The organism is Xanthocytophaga agilis, assembly GCF_030068605.1.
GTDB classification, from domain to species: Bacteria; Bacteroidota; Bacteroidia; order Cytophagales; family 172606-1; genus Xanthocytophaga; species Xanthocytophaga agilis.
In genome coordinates, this window is sequence record NZ_JASJOU010000004.1 from 428,364 (window position 1) to 447,886 (window position 19,523).

Below are 19,523 nucleotides of genomic sequence, written 5' to 3' on the forward strand. Positions count from 1 at the left end.
TGTGGAAAGAAATGTTTAAACATTATAATAAGAAAATTTTCTGTATTTTGCTGATATTCAGATGGGATAAGATGAGATGTTTATAACTGTGTAATAACAAGATCCCATAAGAAGCAGAATACGATTGATTTCATCCAAAATTAAACTATGTTCTGAATAGTTGATCTAGGAAAAAGCCAAAAAATGGCTATGGTATGGAGGCATGGTCCGCGATCTATATGAAATATTCAATTTAAGGCCCCAAAGAGGCTCTATAAGCTAAAATATCCGTGCGGTCAATACAGAATGCGATTTTGCCTTAAAATCGCTCTCATGTGTTCTAAAAGCGTGAGAGAGGGTAGATTTGACCAGCAATAGGGCATTAGAGGCATAAAATGTAGGGGCGATTGGCAGATCGCCCTGGTTCCATACACGAATGCTCAGGTTTATCAGACAACTATTTCGGATTGATCCCATGCTGTACCTGTGGGAAACAGGGCGACTGCCAGTCGCCCCTACATTCCTGTGTTGGATTACAAATCCAAATAGTACCTACACGAAATCAGCGTCCTACGGAATCTGATTAAACCAAATGTTCGGATGTCCAAAAACCGAAAAACGTCGATTCCTAAACCGCCTGAGAATGGCGTATACGCGTTCTGGGTCAGGATTTCTCTCAAATACGCGATTCTAGCGCGTTTCAGGTTATATATTTTTTTAGGGGTCTGGGCGATTTGGCTCAGAAATGCGATTTAAGGCATGAAAGATCGTTTATAAGCCATTTTTCGTTACGAGTCGATTAATAGTTCCGAAACATAGCAAAATCGCTCTAAAGGCTTCTAATGGTCTGTAATGCCTTTTAAAAAGCAAGGGTAGGAGAAAGCTTGTTTTTGAGTGATTTTTGTTATGTGCTGATTTTCAGTGTATTATATTTTTGGCTTTTTTGCTTTGGAAAATATGCTTTTTGAGTTGATAATTTTTTACAAAATCATCTTATAAAAAACGGAAGAAATGACTATTTTTAAGAGTTAAATCATTTCTTTCTGTATGTTGCATTTTACTCAAACTGAAGCCGACAATCTATTTAAACTACTCAATTCTGACCAGCTGGAAAATATCCGGTTAGGCTTGGAACTTGCTCAATCACAGAATATAGATATTCAATATGTATGTACTCAGCCAAAGAACTAATAGATCAGATTCGGATCAATCCAAATCTGGTAGGAACAAAATCTGTTTTCTGCTTAAAGGCGTTTTTTGATGGCTGGTATTTTCGAAAAGTGCCACCAGTCTCAGAAGCATATTTAGAATATAAATTCCAATCCTGGATTGAAGAAAAACTGGAGGCAGGTCCGCATTGTACATGTTCCTGGGCAAGGATAATCTGTCTAGTAAATCAGGATGAGTATGACGCTTTCTTTCATTTCTTTGAGTTGTTTGATCGTTTTTATCAGGAAGTAGACCTTCAAGCATATGAAGAAGTCCCTTATTCCAGAGTAGCCCCTTATGATCACTATTCGATAGAAGCACTACTTGAAAAACTTCAAACACGAACACCTATGTATATTGGTCACAATACACTTACTTGTTTGGATTCGTTTCTACGTGGTTGGTATCTGAGAGATCCGGATGGAATTACCGATTGGCATATCATGGAAGGCTTTGAAAGTTGGCTCATTGCGAAAAATAAATTCTATCCTGGACCTCCTTCCTGGCAAAAGATTATTTCCTATTATAGTTCCAACTATTCACCTGGTTTGTTTCATTTTTTCGAAGAATATAATGAATATATCCAAACGATAAAGAAACAATGAGAATGCTATATTACTGATTTTCGTAAGGGATATTTCTTACGTTGGCAACATTGAGCAATGCCTATTGATTAGAAAAACATTTGCACATTCATGGAAAACATTTACCAATTATTAGATAGAATTAAACCTTGTCCTGGGATGTATCTGGGAAAAAATAGCATCAGTGCGTTAGCTCAGTTTATTGGAGGGTACGACTATGCCTTCCATAGTCTGGGTATAGATAATCCTGAAATGCCACCATTTCATATGTTTCATGAATGGTCAGCTTATCGGTTCAAATGGAGTGAGTCCACAGCAGGGTGGAAAAATATCATTCTGGAGGAATGTGAAGGTGATGAGGCTCGGGCACTGGATGTTTTCTACCAGGTATTGGAGGATTTTAAACGTTTGGTTCCAATTGCTATTACAAAAGTAATTATACAACAGGAAAATAGAGCATTTTACTATTCGCCCGCTTGCAAGATTAAACGAGGTCATCCTTCGAGTCAGTCTATATTGGAAAAAGAAGCTCCTGACAGTATTTATCTGATCGAGTTTTCTGATCTTTTTGGGTATTATAATTATTGGGTTCAGGGTATAAAAGTTCTTGATATGGATCGGTGGCGATATAAACAAAGGACTGAGGCACTTAAACAAATAAAAATGGAGTTTGGAGAGACTCTGTATATGGTTGAGATTGGGCAGGGTGAAGTAGAGCGTCTATTTGAAAAACTGGTGATGAATAGCTAAATCTTATATATAGTATGACAGAAGAGAAAAAGCACGAGGTGTTTGCTTTTTTTAAGCAAAATAGTATTTTGAAAGATCTGCCTATAGATCCTGATAAGATGTATGTCAACAATACAACGCTAAATTATATGGTAGATCTGTACCAGTTTAGACGTATACATGCAGTGGAACGGAAAAGTGAGAAAGCCTTGACTCTATGTGATGATATACTGGCTGGTTTGTCTTACATGCAGGGAGAGGAGTTGTATTTTGTCTCCTATAACGATGATTTGGTGAGTGTCTATGGTCTTGTGGATGAAGTGATGAAACACATATATCTATTTCCTGTCAGTGGTGCTAATGATGGATATAAAACTGAGCAGTAAAATACAGAGTACTTTTTAGATTAATTAACCAAATGGCAGAATGGAAAGATAAAGTTCTATCAGATTGTGTATCCTACAGGAATTAATATAAATGCAGATGTAGTCTGTGAGCCTAAAGGTTGAAATCGATATAGTATTCAAAATGGGGTTGGGGTTATTAAGCTGGTGGTTTAGTTAACTCCGAAAGGAAATACCCTTTAAATAAGAATAATATTCTTAGTATTACTTTACTACTCCTTTTCATTATCTTGATAATGAATCAGTTATCGCAAAGAGGGACGCCATTAACCTCTATACCCGTCGTTATATTTTTGAGCTGCTGGCTGATTAGGCCCATTGCTTGGAAATACAGCATGACATTAGCGGGTTTAATGGTAGTCTGTGTAGTATTGCTTATCATCAATGGATTCTGATGTGTATAAATTTGTTGAGGAGCCAGATGGAGTCCTTGTTGTTTCAGCTCAAAGATAAACTCAGGAGAAAACCATTCGTCTATATGGACCGCTTTCTGAAGATGTAACTGAAAGGTATCATAGGAGTCAGCTATCAGGTGCATTTGCCTTTGAGCTACATCCAGCCAGAATATGTAGCCTTTTGTGTCCTGTAGAAAAGCATCTCCCAGACTGGTAATCATCATTACATGTTTATCCTTGCCAATAAGCCATTGCCAGTTATGAAACAATACACTTGTATCTATGGCTGAAATGTCAATGGTCAGGTCGTTCCAGGATAACTGCATATATCGGAATGGTATGATTTGCTCCGAAAGTTAATCAAGTCCCAGATCATCCACAAACCGGGTATCCAGTCTGATGCGATGAATAGGTACACCTAGACAGTGTGTGGTGATGCCCATAATGGTTTTCTCTACTTCATAGCGATTGCAGACAACAGGCAACGAGACCAGCTTTGTGTAGTTTAGTGCAAATACATAGTCAATAAAGTGTCGGATTGTATAGGGTGTAGACTGTTTATACTCTCCCCAGGTAAAACCCATAAACCGGAACTCTGACGGTCTTTCATCTTTATGAACTCTGGGAACTAACCATCCGGTGTCAGCTTCTATTGTATCCCATAGTGTATCCGTTGCCGGAAATACATTGATACTATGTGCTGATGGGAGGAATTTTTCTTTGGGTATATGAAATGTTTGTTCAAAATACGTTCGAAACTGATAAAATAACCGTTGTGACTTACAATGAGGAGTCGGAGATAATGCCACCTGACGAAGTATCGCCTCTGTAGCGTCGCTGACTGTAACTATATTTTCTGCTTCCAGATCTGGAATCGAGATAGCAAAAGCATTTTCCCATTCTATTAGTAGTTCTACACTGTCAAGGCTCATAGGAGTGCCGTTTGGTGATTAGTTATACAGAGCTATAGGGCTTATCTTGTCTTATATCTTTTTCATTTAAGGGGTTTAAGGAAAAATTTCTTTTCTCACTCTTTTACCCTTTTTTATTCTTATCAAGAAAGTGTCCTTTCTCTTCCGATTTCCTTTTTATCCTCTTGAAAGTAGCAACCTTCTGTATCTCCTTCATTCGTTCTTTGTCCTTCTGAAAGAACCTTGTGACAAGACCGGCGGCCTTTCCGACTGGAGATATATTTTTCTCTCAAAAACTAAACATGGCTCTATTTGTCACAAGGTTCTTTCAGAAGGACAAAAAGAGGAAAGCGGGTGTTTTTTTGTTTGCAGAATTCATTTTCAGGAAAGATATGGAACACAATGAATTATATATTGTCTAAATAGACTTAGATAGTAAAAAAAGAAGAATTACTAAAAAATGGAAATTCTGGTCTTCTTTTAGATATGTCCTATCTAATTCTTTCCGCGTGTTTTGCTACCTTGGTTGCATACAAATAGTGAGAGAGAAAGAGACATTAATATATGCAAAACGCCAATATAATAAAGTTTGATCGTCATTGCCTGGATTTATTTGAACTTTCAGAGGATGAAACCAATTTTCTTATGCACTGTGGTTTACAAGATCGTCCTGATTTATTTATTAGCTTTTATGACTCTTGTACCCAATGGCATTATCGTTTCTTTGAGGAAGAATCCTATATTGCTATAGGAGAAAGTGATAGTGGCGCCTATTATTGTATTCAAGTTGAAACCCGCGAAATATGGCGACTTCCTGATGCAGATAATCAGGAGATCAAACAATATCTTAATGCTGATTTGATGTGCATGAATTTATCTTTTCAGGCTTTGGATACATTCTATGAATCAATAGCCTCAAATCGTAAAAGTGACATAGAGTTATTGATAAACGAACTTCACAAAATAGATCCCAAAGCCATTCAAGAAGAACTGAGTTTGTGGAATATTTTTACTTGGGAGTGGAAAATAGAATTCTGGTAATAGTATTTGTGATTTAGTAAGTGCTTACCAGCAATCTTGGTTCAAACCAGAAAGAACAAATCTGTTAAGATATATCTTGTTACTACTATCTACTTCTCAGCATTGCCAGTATCTCTGCTGCGTTGTTGGATTTAGTACTGGCAGATGCTGTATCAGCCGGAACAGCAGTACTATCTGTCGTTGTGCTATCACTTTGGTTCATATCTGTATCTTTGTTGGCAGAGGAGCCACAGGATGCCATCAGGTAAAGTGTCATACCGACTACACCATAGAAGGCTGGTTTTATAACAGAATAGATTTTCATGATCGGGTTTGTCTAAGTGAATAATCGAATATCCTTACAAATTTTTATGTGTTATAAGATGTTGAAAATCTAATTGTTACAAAAACTGCGCCCGATGGTTTGAAAGATGTTCCGGTTACTTTTTAGCGTGGTGATCATAGAGTGGTGTATTTTAAGTTCCAACAAATCCATACACTATGCTCTCTGTAAAACTGTACATAGGCTATTGGCTGATCGCATTAATACTGATTGCCATTTTACCTGCTCAGGCACAACAACCCAAAACAGATATTTTACTGCTTGGATCAGATCACCTGGCGCAGATTTATAAAAAAGACAATCCCAATACTGATGTTTTGACTCCTTCCAGACAAAAAGAACTGGCTGAAGTGATTCGCACAATCAATGCTTATCACCCTGACCTGATTCTGGTAGAACGGTTGCCGGAAGAGCAGACCGAACTCGACAGCCTGTATACCTTGTATCAGCAAAACAAACTGGATATTGCAGATATGGACGGTGGGAGAGGTGAGATATATCAGCTGGCTTTTCCATTAGCCAAAAAAGCCAATCTCAAAAAAATATACGGTGTCAATGCTCCCGGTGGTACTTCACAGAGTATACTGGATAATGGAGAGCACATTGATCTGTACAAACAGGCTACTACTGATCTGAGAAAAGTTGTCGGAGAAAAATATACGGCCCTGGGCAACAATAGCCTTTCGCTGAAAGACTATATGATTTTTCTGAATAAGCCGGAATGCTATAATTTGATTTACAGATTACGCTATATGGTGCCTGCACGGGTTACAAACGGGAAGTTTAAAAATCCGGATGCAATGGTAGATACCGCTTTTGTAAATCCTAAATATATCGGTGCTGAATTGATTTCTGTATTTAAAAACAGAGATTATAAGATCTATTCCAATATTGTAACTACTCAGATGCAAACCCATGCCAAACGGATTCTGGTGATCATAGGAGTAGCCCATATAGGATCACTGAAAAGCATTTTCCGGGATGATATAGAGTATACTCTGGTAGACGCCGATAAATACCTGAAATAATCGTCTATTTTCTACTCCCAGGTTAGTGTTATTACTCTGGATAGTGAAAAACAAGTCGTTGGTGATAACACGCAACGACGGACAACAAGGATGACTCGCTGTTCTCCTGAAGGGAAAGGAATACTCCACTCCCTTTTTGTCTTTCTGAAAGAACCTATCTCTCCTTCCTGTCCTCCTGAAAGGAACTTGTGACAAGACCAGCGGCTTTTCCTACTGGAGATATTTTTTTCTCTCAGAAAGTAAACACAACTCTATTTGTCAAGAGATCCTTTCAGGAGGACAAAGAGGGAGTGTTTAGGGTATTCTAGCCCCGAAGGCACTTTCAGGGAGTTTCACTGGCTTGGGCTTTTTTGTAGTAGAATACTTCCAAGAACAACACACATCCAAATCTGCACTAATACATGTATAGTAGTTTACCTTCTACAAAAATCTTCACAAAAATCTATACAGACATACGAATTTGTATATTTGTACGTTAGAAAGAAACTGTTGGCCAGAATGTGTTCCTGCACACTGGTCACACAACAAACCTATAGTCTAAATACGAACTTAGACTACCATACAACCTCTCCCAAGAATAGTACAGATGCTCTGCGTCAAGATTTACAACAAATAACCATTTGGTGAGTAGTAGTTTAATAAAGCTAGACTGTCTATCTTTTTAATTCTGCTATCATACCTGCAATCTTAAATTCGGATAACGTAATCTGTATACTTAATTTTGTAAAGTTTCTGTTAATCTACTTGTAAAGAATGAAAAAAATAGTTGGAGTGAGCCTGCTGATGTATGCATGCGTAGGAATGATTCAAGCCAGTGGACAATCCTTGGAGCTAAAAGATACCGTATACCAGGAAGAGTCTGTATCTGGTGTCAACTCCAGGATAAGCCTGAATCAGACTTCAGAACTTTTAACAACGAGAGAATATTCGTTATCGGACAACTATTCGTTAAAAGACACTCCTTCCAGATGGTTGCTCCAGTCAGAGCCTGCTCAAAAAACAGAATCAACATCTCCGTATGTGATTCATCCGGTGCGTGAAGTAGGCTTTCTTACCAGTTCGGTTGTACTGGCCGGGGCGGCTTTGGTTGCAAAGAATAATGCAGGAGCTATTACAGCTAATAAATTGGCTTCTTTGCAGAGAGAGTCTATCTGGACTGTTGACAGAGGGGCTACCTATCATTATTCTTCATCGGCTCATGCAGCCAGTAATGTGCTTTTATATTCATCCGTAATGTCGCCCTGGCTGTATCTGGCAGGCGAGAAAACGCGTAAAGATTTTGGCAAGATTTCGCTGATGCATGCAGAAACCTTTATGATTTGCTGGGGTATTACCGGACTAACAAAGGCAATGGTATTTCGTCCTCGTCCTTATGTATATAACCCACATGTATCCAATGAAGTAAAGCTGACACAGGCAGGACGGGAAAGCTTCTTTTCCGGACACGTAGCCATGACAGCTGCTATGTCGTTTTTTACAGCCAGTACTTTTTCGCGCTATTATCCCGATTCCAAATGGAAGCCGCTGGTATGGTCATATGCTATTGTGTGGCCTGCTGCTACTGGCTATTATCGGTATACAGCCGGAAAACATTTCGTCTCTGATATTGTAATTGGTTATGCGATCGGAGCAGCTACAGGATTGCTGGTGCCAAAACTCCATGAGAAAATAGCAGGCAGGAGAAAGAAGACAATCCCTTCTTCAAATCCTGTATTGTCTAAAGTTGCCTGGCAGCATACATCAGAGTAGTGATATCATTTCTATTTGCCTTTACATCCTGCATTCCTTTATACCAGAAGGAGTGCAGGATGTTTGCGTTTACTATGGCGCTGTATCTGCTCCATAGATTGTCACTTAAAAATCTCTTTTCTCTGTTCCCTCTCTTTTTTATTATTCTGAAAGGAAATCTGTCCTTCCTGTCCAGAAGGCTCATCCCTTCTTTATATCCTTCCGAAAAATCTTTTGACAAATAGAGCCATCTGCGGTTTCTGAGAGAAAAGATCCTCTCTAAATCCAAAAGCAGTGTGGTTGGGCGCGAGTTCTTTTCAGGAGGACAAAAAGGGTAGATTGTGACGGGACACGATAAGGATATATCTGGTACTCTGTTCCTATCCTGGAGATTTTCATAAGAAAAATCAGTGTTACTAGCGCTTGGATAACTAGTATTTTAACCGTGGTATGTATAGATAGTTTAGTGTAGTATATGATAGTCTTATAATTGATTTATAGATGGATTGATTTACCAAACAGTGTATGTGATGCCAGAGTATAGTATAAATACTGTACGAGCACGATTGTATGTATGATAAGAAAATATAACAGGGTTATAAAGTTTTGAATTATAATACCAGGCCATATTATGTTTTTAGATCAATATGGAGTATTTGTTGTCTGTTTAATAATGGGCTTTAGAACAGCCTCATTACAAGCTTTTTCTAGAAATATTGGTTTATTTGTTACAGTAACAATTCTATGTAAAGTTAATGGATAGTATGTTATTTTCCAGTCCGATGATAGTTTTCTGCTAATCGTGTGGGTTCTTTTACAGAAAAATATTACCTGTTGTTGGAAATTACTATTTTGGTGACGTCTGTTTTTGTAAGTAGCATTGCTGTAAATTCTTCATACTGAAGGATTCACCGGATCAATTAATTTAACAGTACCAGACAATGATTTTCAATTACAGCAAAACCAGATTTGATTTACTTCGCTTCGGTATAGCCATGGGTCTAGCCGCTTTTGCCATGACAGGTTGTAAAGATGATGAAGCACCAGCTATTCAGGTAACATCCTTTAGTCCAGCCAGTGCTTTTGTAGGTGATACCATTACCATTACAGGTAATAATTTCAATACAAACATTGAGAAAAACGTTATCGCATTTGGCAACCGTGCTGCAGAAATTGTAAGCATCAGTGCTACCGAAATGAAGGTGATTGTACCGAAAGAGGCATTCTCCAGCAAAATCAGTCTGAACATGGATGGTAAAGCTACTACTACAGCAACAGATTTTACTTTGATGAAGATGTATTTTGCCGGATACGATAACAATGCTTCCAAGTATTGGATATCTTCTCCCATTACTACTGCATCTACTGCATTAAGCAATGGAACTATACGTGATTATTCTGCTGCTATGAGCGTGTCAGATGGTAATGTGTATATTGCCGGACGTCAGTCTTATAATGGAGTGCTTGTTGCGAAGTACTGGAAAAATGGTACAGCCAAAAACCTATCAGACAGTGTATATAACACATATGCCACATCTGTAGTTGCTAGCAATGGTAATGTATATGTAGCTGGCTATGGATACGAAGCAGGCAAAAGTGCTCTTGTAGCTAAATATTGGAAAAACGATACCACAGTAGTAAAACTAACCAATGGAGACTATCACAATTATACTACTGGTATTGCTTCAGTAAATGGCGATGTATATGTAGCTGGTTATGGATACGAAGCAGGTAAAGATGAATATGTAGCTAAATACTGGAAAAATGGCCAGCAGATGAATCTGACAGATGGGTCTATGGAAGCCAGAACAACAGGTATATTTGTGGTAAACGGGGATGTGTATGTGACAGGGTATGTATATAATGCAAGTGGAAATGAAATTGCTACTTTTTGGAAAAATGGAGTGGAAGCGCCTCTTTCTACAGTTAGTTCAGCAGCAACAGCTCTTGCTGTGGTTGGATCTGATGTGTATGTGGCAGGGTATGAATACAAAAACAGCATTCCTGTTGCTACATACTGGAAAAACGGAACTGCTCAAAATCTTGAGCATGGTACTAGTGGTAGCTATGCAAAAGGAATCTATGTGTTAAACAACCATGTATATGTATTAGGACATGATTATAATGCTGGTGACCTTGGTGTAGTCAGATACTGGAAAGACGGCAAAGCTGTTGATCTTACAGATGGTAAAACTTCAGCAACGGTAGCATACGGTATTGTTGCCCCTTAATAAAATATACTTAACTATAATCGTTAAAGCACCACAGTGATGTGGTGCTTTTTTATTTTAGACCGTATGTCTCACACTTAATCTACATTAAGCTTTTTTCTTAATCTACCTTATTGGAGTCGCCCTGACTAATGCCGTATCTTTGTATCATCAGAATTGCAAAAGAGATCGCTAATCTGACAGATAAAGAAAATAGATACACAAACCTATATATTGTAGAAAATGAAAACGAAACTTATCCCTGCTGGTGAACGTGGCCTCAAAAAACTGGATTGGCTACAAAGCAATTTCGTATTTAGCTTTTCGAGTTATTATAATCCTGAACGCAGTGGCTTCGGTTTGTTACGGGTTTTTAACGACGACTATGTAACCCCTGGCAATGGATTTGGGCTTCATGGACATACCAACATGGAGATTATCTCAGTGATGCTGGCTGGCAAGATGAATCACAAAGACTCAATGGGATATTCGGAAGTAGTGGAAAAAGATTGGGTTCAGATTATGAGTGGAGGCAGCGGACTCCGGCACGAAGAATACAATGAAGGAGAGGAGGAAGTGAACTTCCTGCAGATATGGATTGAGCCCAAGTTGCAAAACATTTCGCCCCGTTATCAACGCAGGTATTTTCCGGAAGAAAAACGTAAAAATCAACTTACAACTATTGTCAGCAACGAAGAGGGACAGGCGCATTGCTGGATTAACCAGAATGCAAAGCTGTCACTAGGATACTTTGACGCTGGCAAAAATATAGACTATACCTTTAACCCACTGAACAAATGTTTGTTTGTGTATGCCATCAGTGGTAACCTGACGATAGGAGATCAGACACTCAATGAAAAAGATTCTTTAGAAATATGGGATACTAACAGTATCTCTATCCAAACCAACATAGAAAGTCGCTTCCTGATTATTGAAGTACCTGTGAATCACTAAAAACTTTATTATTTCATTCTATTCTATTTATTACCATGGAAACCAACACTGAAAATCGCATATTAGGTATACATCATATTACTGCCATAGCAGGTAATGCACAACGTAACTTCAACTTCTACAAAAATGTACTGGGATTACGGTTTGTGAAAAAAACTGTCAACTTTGACGACCCTTATACCTACCACTTCTATTTTGGAGATGAAGTAGGAACCCCTGGTACTATTCTTACTTTCTTCCCCTGGGAAGGAATCACTCCCGGAAGAAGAGGAACAGGAATGGCTACGGAAATCGGTTATTCTGTACCTGAAGGAAGTCTGGATTTCTGGTTGAAACGATTTGAGCAGCACAATGTCATTTTTAACAAACCTGCTGAGAAATTTGGTGAGACGTATGTTCCTTTCCTTGATCCGGATGGGTTGAAACTGGAATTGATTGTTTCCAAAACACCTGATATACGTAAGCCTTGGGAAACGCCAGAGGTGAATGCCAATGTTGCTACCAAAGGGTTTCATAATATTACGCTGACATTGAAAGACATCAAAGGTACAGCCGATGTGTTGACAGACATCTTTGGATACAAACTCATAGACCAGCATGTGAATCGTTATCGGTTTGCTACTGATGCTATTCCGAATGCTTCCATTGTGGATCTGGTAGAAGCAGCTGGTGAAAAACCAGGTCAGGTAGCAGGTGGTACAGTACACCATGTGGCCTTCCGGGTTGCCAATGATCAGATTCAACAACAGTTTCGTCAAAAAATTGCTGAAAAAGGCTTTAACGTGACGCAACAAATAGATCGTAATTATTTCTATGCTATCTATTTCCGTGAACCAGGCGGAGTGTTGTTTGAAGTAGCTACAGACAATCCAGGCTTTACTGCTGATGAACCTTTACTGGAATTAGGTACCAATTTAAAATTACCTAGTCAATATGAAGCACATCGGGCGGATATCGAAAAACGTCTGGTACAACTGGCAGACTAATGGATTCGATGGCGCTGTTCAGTAACTAGTAAGTCAGATTGATTACCAGTTTTAATGGGTGATAGAGTGCTATACTTGCTGAAAGTATACATTCTATCACCCATTTTTATATGATCCGGATGCTAGTGAAAAATATATAGGGAGATTTTTTGGATACTATTCATTTGCAGGCTATTATAGGCTATAATAGGATTTTTATAAGAGTAGGTTATCTGATACTTATTTAGTTGCCTTGGAAGGGATGAGTAGTAAATTGTTTGAAATTATTTTTATGAATAAAGCTACTTTTATTGATGTAACTTTTTGATGATTTTTTGATTTAGTGTCTTTCTTTTGGGTTGATCTATTTTTAAGCCAATGTTAAGAAAATATTTCGTGTACTTAACATTGAATAGAAAAAAGCAGACTTATTGAAAGGCCATTTATAGAGTTACAGGGTTGGTAATTAGATTATTGAAGGGTGATGTAGTTTGTATGGAGAGGGATGCTATTGGGGGTGCAATTGTGTTTTTCTGGTTTAGTTGAAAAAACTTTCAGGTCTTTTTTTTGCCTTATTGCATATAGAATTCATTTAAGAGTATGAAGATCTAGTAAATCAATTGTATTATTCCTATTTGATGATTAAATCCGTAACATTAACTTAACATTAGCGGAATATTAACTAGAATTAACATTTTCTTAATACTAAAAATGCTGCTTTTCATTCCCCTTTCCAATAGATTTACATAAAGCCTCAAATTTAGAATGTAGTGTAACCTTAAATATTTGTGTGCGTATAAGCCAATAATCACTACTAAATAGGTTATAACTGGAATAGGTAAACATGCTTTTACAAGCGACTTTACCCTAGAATTCTAAGTATTTTTAAGTGCATATTTTTGATTCCGGGTGACTGCATCTTTCAGGTGCTTTCAGCAATCTAAGTCTGGTAAGGTACCGGTGTTAGTTCTGGAATATGTTGAGCCGTTTCAAAGGCCTGGACTTTCTTCAGGCAGGCTGGGTTTGTTGTTATCATCACTTTTTACAGACAACAAACAGATCCATCAAACCATAGGAATTTGTAATAAACCATACAAACCTGTTGCTATGAAAGAATTCGTTTTACAAAACAATGTACAGGGGAATAGCCTCGGCATAACTAATTATGCATGGTCAAAGGCTAATTCTGCGGTTGATACCCGGAGTAATGAGTGGGGCCGATTTTTGTTATTAGGTATTGAATCGCTTATTATCTATGGTGTATTCAAATTTCTGCTGGATCTGCACCCGGCCCGCACTGTACACCTCAAAATTACCTACCCACTTATTGCCCTTGTCTTTTGCCTGGCATGGTGGGTGTTTGCGTTTTTGCCCAGTAAATCCTACCTGAGGAGAGGTTTTTCCTTTAAAGAAGGAATTTCTTTTTCCAATCTTTGGGGACCTTTGCTGCTTCATGGCAGTATGGTAGGATTGATACTGTCTGCTCTTCGGTTGCCTATTGGCTATTATCCTTTTTTCATTCAGAGTTACCTGGGAATTATTGTTCTTTTGATTGTTGCCCGTGGTATCTATCAGGTATCCTATCAGAAAGGACTGCAACTGGCTTCAGGAAAATTTGTGGTAGTGAGTAGTGGTATTTATAGTCAGGAACTAGTTAACAAACTGACACGAAAGTGGGGAGAAAGTAAATTTGCCGGAAGCTTTGATCATCTGGTTGACCCGAACAAAGACTTTGAAGAAGAGTTTCAGAAATTTAGAGAATATTGCATTGAACATCAGATTCAGCATATTTTTATCAGCTTGCCCGCTCATCAGCAGGAACAGGTAGAAGCCATTTCACACTTTGCAGGTCAATGTTTTATCCGGTGTCTGATACTACCTAATTCAGGATATATCTGGCCAGAACAAAAAAACATTTGTTACGTAGGTGATCTGGTGGTGTGCGATCAATGGTTGCATCCATTGCAGAATAAATTCAATACAATCCTGAAGCGCATCTTTGATATAGTGTTTTCGCTGATGGTGATTGTATTTATATTCTCCTGGCTGATACCCATTATTGCACTGGCAGTAAAACTGTCTTCTCCAGGTCCTATATTTTTTGTGCAACATCGGCCTGGCAAACGGAACAAGGCATTCAAATGTCTGAAATTCCGTACCATGCGTGTTAATAATCAATCAGAAGTTCAGGCTACTTTCAAAGATCCTCGTGTCACTGCTGTAGGGCAGTTTCTACGTAAGACCAGCCTGGATGAATTGCCTCAGTTTTTTAATGTACTTGTAGGTGATATGTCTATTGTAGGGCCCCGGCCTAATATGGTCAGTCAACTGGAGTACTATTCCAAATTGATTCCGGAGTATCCTTTGCGACATGCCGTAGCTCCTGGTATTACAGGTTATGCTCAGGTAAAAGGATACCGAGGCGAAACCAGAGAACTCTATCTGATGCAGAAGCGGGTTGATTTTGACCTGGCGTATATCAGAAAATGGAATTTCTGGTTTGACATCAAGATCATATTCCTCACAGTGAAGAACATGATAGTAGGTGAGAAATTTGCCTATTAATAAATCCATGTAGTCAATTTTTCCTGTACTTATGACCAATACAAAACTTTTAGTTACTGGTGGATCTGGATTCATCGGGACTAATCTGATAACCTATTGCCTGAAACATGCTATTGATGTAGTGAATGTAGACTGGAATCCGCCTTTGGATGTGTCGCATAAACCACACTGGATCAATTGTGACATCCTGGATCAGGATGCACTGCAAAAAGTATTTTCTGATTACCAACCCACACATGTAGTACATCTGGCTGCACGTGCTGATACAGACGAACAACAGGATATGGCTGCTTATCTTCAGAATACCGAGGGTACGCGACATGTACTGGAATGTGTGAAGAACACGCCTTCAATAGAGCGGCTTATCGTAACTTCTACACAGTTTGTATGTCAGCCAGGCTATTATCCACAACACGATGAAGATTATAATCCTGTCAATCTGTATGGGATGACTAAAATCCTGACAGAACAATTTACCCGTCACGCTTCCTTGTCCTGTTCCTGGACCATTATTCGTCCTACAACCATCTGGGGACCTTGGTCTTTACGGTATCGGGATGTGTTCTTTAAGACGCTTAAGTCTGGCCTGTACTTCCATCCTTCCAAGGAAAATGTTATCCGATCCTATGGATATGTAAATAACGTAGTCTTTCAGATTATGCAGATACTGACGCTGGAAGAAGAAAAAGTAAATGGAAAGGTTTTTTATGTTGGCGATGAGCCGTTTGAACTAAAAGAATGGGTAAATACAGTTTCTCAGGTTCTGACAGGTAAAAAAGTAAATATAATCCCTACAGGACTGGTAAAAACTATGGCTAGTATTGGGGATATTCTCACTGCCTTTAAAATTCGTTTTCCAATTACCAGTGGACGCTTTCGAAGTATGACCAGTAGTTATGTGACTCCTATGGATGACACCATTAACGTATTGGGCAAAGCTCCATATTCTATCCAGCAGGGAGTAGAAGAAACTATAAACTGGTACAAAACCATCAGTGCTCAGGTGAGTAAACCTGAACCTGACATTCCGAGAAAGAGGTATTTCTATACTGCTCCAACATATCAGATGCAGCAAGCATGATTTTTAAAACAGTATAGACCCTATACTGCAAAAACGCCTTGTCTCAGTCTGCCATATCAGGTTATTTCTAGTATAAACAACATTACCACCTACGCTTTAATCATGTGTTAGGTGGTAATACAGGACACTTATTAGCCATTCAGTACAGATATGTTGGAAAAAAGAGATCATAATTCATAAGAAATGTTTGTGTAAAGTCACAAATCGGATTGAAACACAGGATTAAAACGGCAGGGTGAGATCAGACACCAAATTTCATATTATACCACTTACCTTATGAGAATAAAAAACGCACTTAATTTAGTCAAGATAATAGCGCTATGGTTCTTAGTAAATGCTTGTATACCCAAACATCATATAGTTTATTTTCCTAATCCGTCACTAAATAAAAGTTCGCCTGTTACCACGCCTAACACATTACCTGTGTACAAGCTGCAACCAACAGATGTTTTATCAATACGCATAAAAACGCTAAACAAAGAAACCTCCGATTATTTCAATATAGTACCGGAAAATGGTGTGCAGCAGTGGAATCCGGCGGGTTTGTATATAAATGGATATTCCATTAATGCCGAAGGAGATATAACCTTGCCAGAAGTAGGAAAAGTAAAGGTGGCTGGTATGACTGTTGAAGAAGCACAAAAAGCAGTGCAGGAAAAAGTGAAAACCTATGTCGGCAATGTGACCATTCTCTTAAAGCTGATTAGCTTCAAAGTTACCGTTCTCGGTGAAGTGAATAATCCGGGATACTATTACATATACAATGACAATGCAACGTTGTTGAATGCTTTAGCCATGGCAGGTGACCTTACAGATTTCGGGAACCGTACCAACATTGTGCTGGTACGACAAACAAAGGAGGGAACCCAATCCATTGTAATAGATTTAAATGATCCTGATGTGCTCTCATCAAAATATTATTACCTGATGCCTAACGATGCTATTTATGTGCAGCCTTTTAAAGCAAAATATGCCCGAAGCAATGTCAATACCTTGTCAGTACTTGGGGTACTCTTTGGTGCCATTTCCAGCACAATTTTAATACTCAATTATTTAAAATAGAATAAAGCTATGGAAGATATTGATGTACGATTAGTGCTCGCAAAGTTTCTTCGGAAGTGGCACTTTTTCGCTATCAGTGTAGGACTGATGCTGGTAGTCGCATTTATATATTTACGATCAACTGAGAAAAAATACATGGTGCAGGCTTCTGTGCAGCTAAAGGAACAGAACCTGAATGAAAAAGGTAGTGATGACAAAAAGTTTATCAATGGACTTGAACTGTTGGAGAATAACGCGGCTATAGAGGATGAAATTGGGATACTTACTTCTTACTCTGTAGTAAAACAAACGGTAGAGAAGCTTGAAAACTATACCAACGTATATAAGACAGACAGCAAGTTAAAGTTTAAACCTGTAGAAAAGTTTTTTTCCAAAGAAGTATATCATCAGGACATCGAGATTCGGTTGCTGAAAAACAGACCACAACTGATTGATGCCCCAATACAAATCTCTTTTCTGGATAAGAATACATTTCTTGTAGAGGTGCAGGAGCACAATGCTACCATATATGACTATCGGTCCCAAAAGCCGTTGGGAATACAGGACGAAGTTATCTTCTCTCAAAAAGGGGTAATTGGCAAGCCTTTCGTGAGCCCTCTTATCAGTTTTATGCTGGTGCCTGCAAAAACCAGAGAAGCCGAATTCTGGAAGAATGACTATTATTTTGTAAACCGTTCGGTAAAAGATCTGGCAGAATCCTATCAGCAAAAGCTGGGTGTGGCACCCATTGCAGAAAAATCAAACATTGTGAGCTTATCATTGCAGGGAACAGTTCCGGAAAAGGAAGCTTTGTTTCTGAATATGCTTTCCAGTGTCTATGTCAATAATGACCTGCAAAAAAGAAATCAGCTGGGTATGAACGCCCTCAGCTTCATAGACAACCAGATTGATAAGGTATCGAACACACTGAACAAAGTGGAAGGCTCGCTGGAAAAGTTCAGGTCACAAAGCAATGTGATTGATGTAGGTGTTTCAGCTCAATCCTATACAGATCTGTTGAACCAGTTGGAAGAGAAGCAGGTAGACCGTAAAACACAGCTTATGTACTACCAGTATATAGCTGACTATCTGGCCCGTAGTGCTACCATGGATGGTGTAGTAACGCCCTCTGCAGCCGGAATAAATGATCCTAGTCTAACCAAATTGCTCGAAGATCTCAATACGTTGAATAAGGAACGGGTATCTGTGGCTTATAACTCCAACGCAGATAACAACCCTGTACTGAAAGTGCTGGATCAGAAGATTTCCAATACCAAAAAGACATTAGCTGATAATGTTCAGGGCTTGATTCAATCTTCGCAAATTGCTCTCAATGAAAACCAGCATCGGGTAGATGAAGTAAAAGCCAGAATTAACCAGTTGCCTGCCAACGAACGCAATCTGAATACAATTCAGCGTAAGTTTCAGCTAAACGATGATGTCTATAAGTACCTGCTTCAGAAACGTGCAGAGGCAAGTATTGCTATTGCCTCCAGTGCACCAGACAAAAGCATTGTGGATCAGGCACGCCAAGTCGGTAGTAAACCTGTTTCGCCTAATGCAACCCTGACGTATCTGATGGCTATTCTGCTGGGACTGATCTTTCCGGCAGGTTATTTATCTGTGAAAGATTATATGCATAAGCGGATTGAAGGTGAAGATCAGCTGGAAAAAGAGACAAACCTCTCTGTGGTTGCATCTATCATGTTCGATTCTAACAGCAAGAAATACAGACCACTGACTACGCATCCGTATAATGACAGTGCTTTTCAGGAAATCCGTCACTACATACGATTTAAAAATCAGCAGGTAATAGCTATCACCTCTATGGCCAGCAATGAGGGTAAAACCTATTGTGCCATTAACCTGGCCGTAGCTTTTGCCAAAGCCGGACATAAAACACTGCTGATCGATACAGATTTTTATCAGTCTGATGTAGGGACAGTATTCAATCTGGAAACCGCTCCTGGTCTGATTGACTTCCTTCCTGATCCATCAAAAGTGGTAGTGAGCCAGACTTCTATTCCTTCGCTGGATGTAATCAGTGCAGGACAGGCTTCTGAAAGTTCACGGGCTGCCTTTCTGCGTAGCTCTCTTGAGAAGTTATTGGCAGAACTACGGCATACCTACACCTATATTATTATAGATACATGTCCGGTAGGGTTAATCTCAGATTACCTGCTTTTTGCAAGTTGTGTGGATTATACATTGGTGGTTGTGCGCAGTGATGTCACCAAACGGGAGAACATTGGAAGGCTGAACACTATTCTGAATCGCCATAATCTCAAGAATAAAAGTGCGATTGTATACAACGCAACCCGTGTATCTAAAGAGCTTACCAATTACTATAAGAAGATTGCAAGCTAGTGAATCTGGC

Annotated in this window: 16 protein-coding genes and 1 pseudogene; 13 read left to right on the top strand and 4 right to left on the bottom strand. The window is 38.9% G+C overall.

Annotated features, from left to right (window positions below; translation table 11 throughout):
- Positions 1 to 258: 258 nt before the first annotated feature.
- A complete protein-coding gene (locus tag QNI22_RS15025) occupies positions 259 to 456 on the bottom strand; it encodes a hypothetical protein (protein ID WP_314511759.1) in 198 nt (65 codons plus the stop codon).
- Positions 457 to 1,148: 692 nt separating this feature from the next.
- Here QNI22_RS15025 and QNI22_RS15030 point away from each other — a divergent pair.
- From QNI22_RS15030 to QNI22_RS15040, 3 genes are all read left to right on the top strand, one after another.
- Entirely contained in the window at positions 1,149 to 1,793 is a 645-nt protein-coding gene (locus tag QNI22_RS15030) for a hypothetical protein (RefSeq protein WP_314511760.1), read from the top strand.
- A gap of 90 nt (positions 1,794 to 1,883) precedes the next feature.
- Positions 1,884 to 2,522 (top strand): hypothetical protein, encoded by a 639-nt coding sequence (locus QNI22_RS15035; protein ID WP_314511762.1) that lies wholly within the window; start codon positions 1,884 to 1,886, stop codon positions 2,520 to 2,522.
- A gap of 14 nt (positions 2,523 to 2,536) precedes the next feature.
- Positions 2,537 to 2,887 (top strand): hypothetical protein, encoded by a 351-nt coding sequence (locus tag QNI22_RS15040; RefSeq protein ID WP_314511764.1) that lies wholly within the window; start codon positions 2,537 to 2,539, stop codon positions 2,885 to 2,887.
- 259 nt (positions 2,888 to 3,146) lie between these two features.
- Here the strand turns inward: QNI22_RS15040 and QNI22_RS15045 are convergent, their stop codons facing one another.
- Complete coding sequence (locus QNI22_RS15045) at positions 3,147 to 3,626, bottom strand: hypothetical protein (RefSeq protein WP_314511766.1); 480 nt, start codon at positions 3,624 to 3,626, stop codon at positions 3,147 to 3,149.
- A 504-nt stretch (positions 3,627 to 4,130) separates the two neighbouring features.
- Positions 4,131 to 4,229: pseudogene (locus QNI22_RS15050) on the bottom strand (acyl carrier protein); the annotation flags it as partial.
- A gap of 546 nt (positions 4,230 to 4,775) precedes the next feature.
- Between QNI22_RS15050 and QNI22_RS15055 the strand changes: the two are divergent.
- On the top strand, positions 4,776 to 5,252 hold the full coding sequence (locus tag QNI22_RS15055; protein ID WP_314511768.1) for an SUKH-4 family immunity protein: 477 nt from the start codon (positions 4,776 to 4,778) through the stop codon (positions 5,250 to 5,252).
- 85 nt (positions 5,253 to 5,337) lie between these two features.
- On the opposite strand, the gene QNI22_RS15060 is transcribed toward QNI22_RS15055, so the two are convergent.
- A complete protein-coding gene (locus QNI22_RS15060) occupies positions 5,338 to 5,556 on the bottom strand; it encodes a hypothetical protein (RefSeq protein WP_314511770.1) in 219 nt (72 codons plus the stop codon).
- Positions 5,557 to 5,732: 176 nt separating this feature from the next.
- Here QNI22_RS15060 and QNI22_RS15065 point away from each other — a divergent pair, with 176 nt between their 5' ends.
- From QNI22_RS15065 to QNI22_RS15105, 9 genes are all read left to right on the top strand, one after another.
- Positions 5,733 to 6,602 (top strand): DUF5694 domain-containing protein, encoded by an 870-nt coding sequence (locus tag QNI22_RS15065; RefSeq protein WP_314511772.1) that lies wholly within the window; start codon positions 5,733 to 5,735, stop codon positions 6,600 to 6,602.
- A gap of 753 nt (positions 6,603 to 7,355) precedes the next feature.
- A complete protein-coding gene (locus QNI22_RS15070) occupies positions 7,356 to 8,351 on the top strand; it encodes a phosphatase PAP2 family protein (protein WP_314511774.1) in 996 nt (331 codons plus the stop codon).
- Between the two features lie 920 nt (positions 8,352 to 9,271).
- Positions 9,272 to 10,561 carry an IPT/TIG domain-containing protein gene (locus QNI22_RS15075; protein WP_314511776.1) on the top strand — a complete coding sequence of 430 codons (1,290 nt, stop codon included), beginning with the start codon at positions 9,272 to 9,274 and terminating at the stop codon, positions 10,559 to 10,561.
- Between the two features lie 222 nt (positions 10,562 to 10,783).
- Entirely contained in the window at positions 10,784 to 11,494 is a 711-nt protein-coding gene (locus QNI22_RS15080; RefSeq protein ID WP_314511778.1) for a pirin family protein, read from the top strand.
- Between the two features lie 35 nt (positions 11,495 to 11,529).
- Positions 11,530 to 12,480 carry a ring-cleaving dioxygenase gene (locus QNI22_RS15085; RefSeq protein ID WP_314511780.1) on the top strand — a complete coding sequence of 317 codons (951 nt, stop codon included), beginning with the start codon at positions 11,530 to 11,532 and terminating at the stop codon, positions 12,478 to 12,480.
- Positions 12,481 to 13,566: 1,086 nt separating this feature from the next.
- The gene (locus QNI22_RS15090; protein WP_314511782.1) at positions 13,567 to 15,024 is read left to right on the top strand and encodes an exopolysaccharide biosynthesis polyprenyl glycosylphosphotransferase; all 1,458 of its coding nucleotides are present in this window, start codon (positions 13,567 to 13,569) and stop codon (positions 15,022 to 15,024) included.
- 31 nt (positions 15,025 to 15,055) lie between these two features.
- Positions 15,056 to 16,105, top strand: a complete 1,050-nt coding sequence (locus tag QNI22_RS15095; RefSeq protein ID WP_314511785.1) for an NAD-dependent epimerase/dehydratase family protein — start codon at positions 15,056 to 15,058, stop codon at positions 16,103 to 16,105.
- Between the two features lie 276 nt (positions 16,106 to 16,381).
- The gene (locus tag QNI22_RS15100; RefSeq protein ID WP_314511786.1) at positions 16,382 to 17,167 is read left to right on the top strand and encodes a polysaccharide biosynthesis/export family protein; all 786 of its coding nucleotides are present in this window, start codon (positions 16,382 to 16,384) and stop codon (positions 17,165 to 17,167) included.
- 9 nt (positions 17,168 to 17,176) lie between these two features.
- A complete protein-coding gene (locus tag QNI22_RS15105) occupies positions 17,177 to 19,513 on the top strand; it encodes a GumC family protein (RefSeq protein ID WP_314511788.1) in 2,337 nt (778 codons plus the stop codon).
- The last annotated feature ends 10 nt before the right edge of the window (positions 19,514 to 19,523 follow it).

Bases quoted from the DNA above. Each gene is read 5' to 3' on its own strand.
- QNI22_RS15025 (WP_314511759.1), bottom strand. From the start codon at position 456: ATGGGATCAATCCGAAATAGTTGTCTGATAAACCTGAGCATTCGTGTA.
- QNI22_RS15030 (WP_314511760.1), top strand. From the start codon at position 1,149: ATGTACTCAGCCAAAGAACTAATAGATCAGATTCGGATCAATCCAAAT.
- QNI22_RS15035 (WP_314511762.1), top strand. From the start codon at position 1,884: ATGGAAAACATTTACCAATTATTAGATAGAATTAAACCTTGTCCTGGG.
- QNI22_RS15040 (WP_314511764.1), top strand. From the start codon at position 2,537: ATGACAGAAGAGAAAAAGCACGAGGTGTTTGCTTTTTTTAAGCAAAAT.
- QNI22_RS15045 (WP_314511766.1), bottom strand. From the start codon at position 3,626: ATGCAGTTATCCTGGAACGACCTGACCATTGACATTTCAGCCATAGAT.
- QNI22_RS15055 (WP_314511768.1), top strand. From the start codon at position 4,776: ATGCAAAACGCCAATATAATAAAGTTTGATCGTCATTGCCTGGATTTA.
- QNI22_RS15060 (WP_314511770.1), bottom strand. From the start codon at position 5,556: ATGAAAATCTATTCTGTTATAAAACCAGCCTTCTATGGTGTAGTCGGT.
- QNI22_RS15065 (WP_314511772.1), top strand. From the start codon at position 5,733: ATGCTCTCTGTAAAACTGTACATAGGCTATTGGCTGATCGCATTAATA.
- QNI22_RS15070 (WP_314511774.1), top strand. From the start codon at position 7,356: ATGAAAAAAATAGTTGGAGTGAGCCTGCTGATGTATGCATGCGTAGGA.
- QNI22_RS15075 (WP_314511776.1), top strand. From the start codon at position 9,272: ATGATTTTCAATTACAGCAAAACCAGATTTGATTTACTTCGCTTCGGT.
- QNI22_RS15080 (WP_314511778.1), top strand. From the start codon at position 10,784: ATGAAAACGAAACTTATCCCTGCTGGTGAACGTGGCCTCAAAAAACTG.
- QNI22_RS15085 (WP_314511780.1), top strand. From the start codon at position 11,530: ATGGAAACCAACACTGAAAATCGCATATTAGGTATACATCATATTACT.
- QNI22_RS15090 (WP_314511782.1), top strand. From the start codon at position 13,567: ATGAAAGAATTCGTTTTACAAAACAATGTACAGGGGAATAGCCTCGGC.
- QNI22_RS15095 (WP_314511785.1), top strand. From the start codon at position 15,056: ATGACCAATACAAAACTTTTAGTTACTGGTGGATCTGGATTCATCGGG.
- QNI22_RS15100 (WP_314511786.1), top strand. From the start codon at position 16,382: ATGAGAATAAAAAACGCACTTAATTTAGTCAAGATAATAGCGCTATGG.
- QNI22_RS15105 (WP_314511788.1), top strand. From the start codon at position 17,177: ATGGAAGATATTGATGTACGATTAGTGCTCGCAAAGTTTCTTCGGAAG.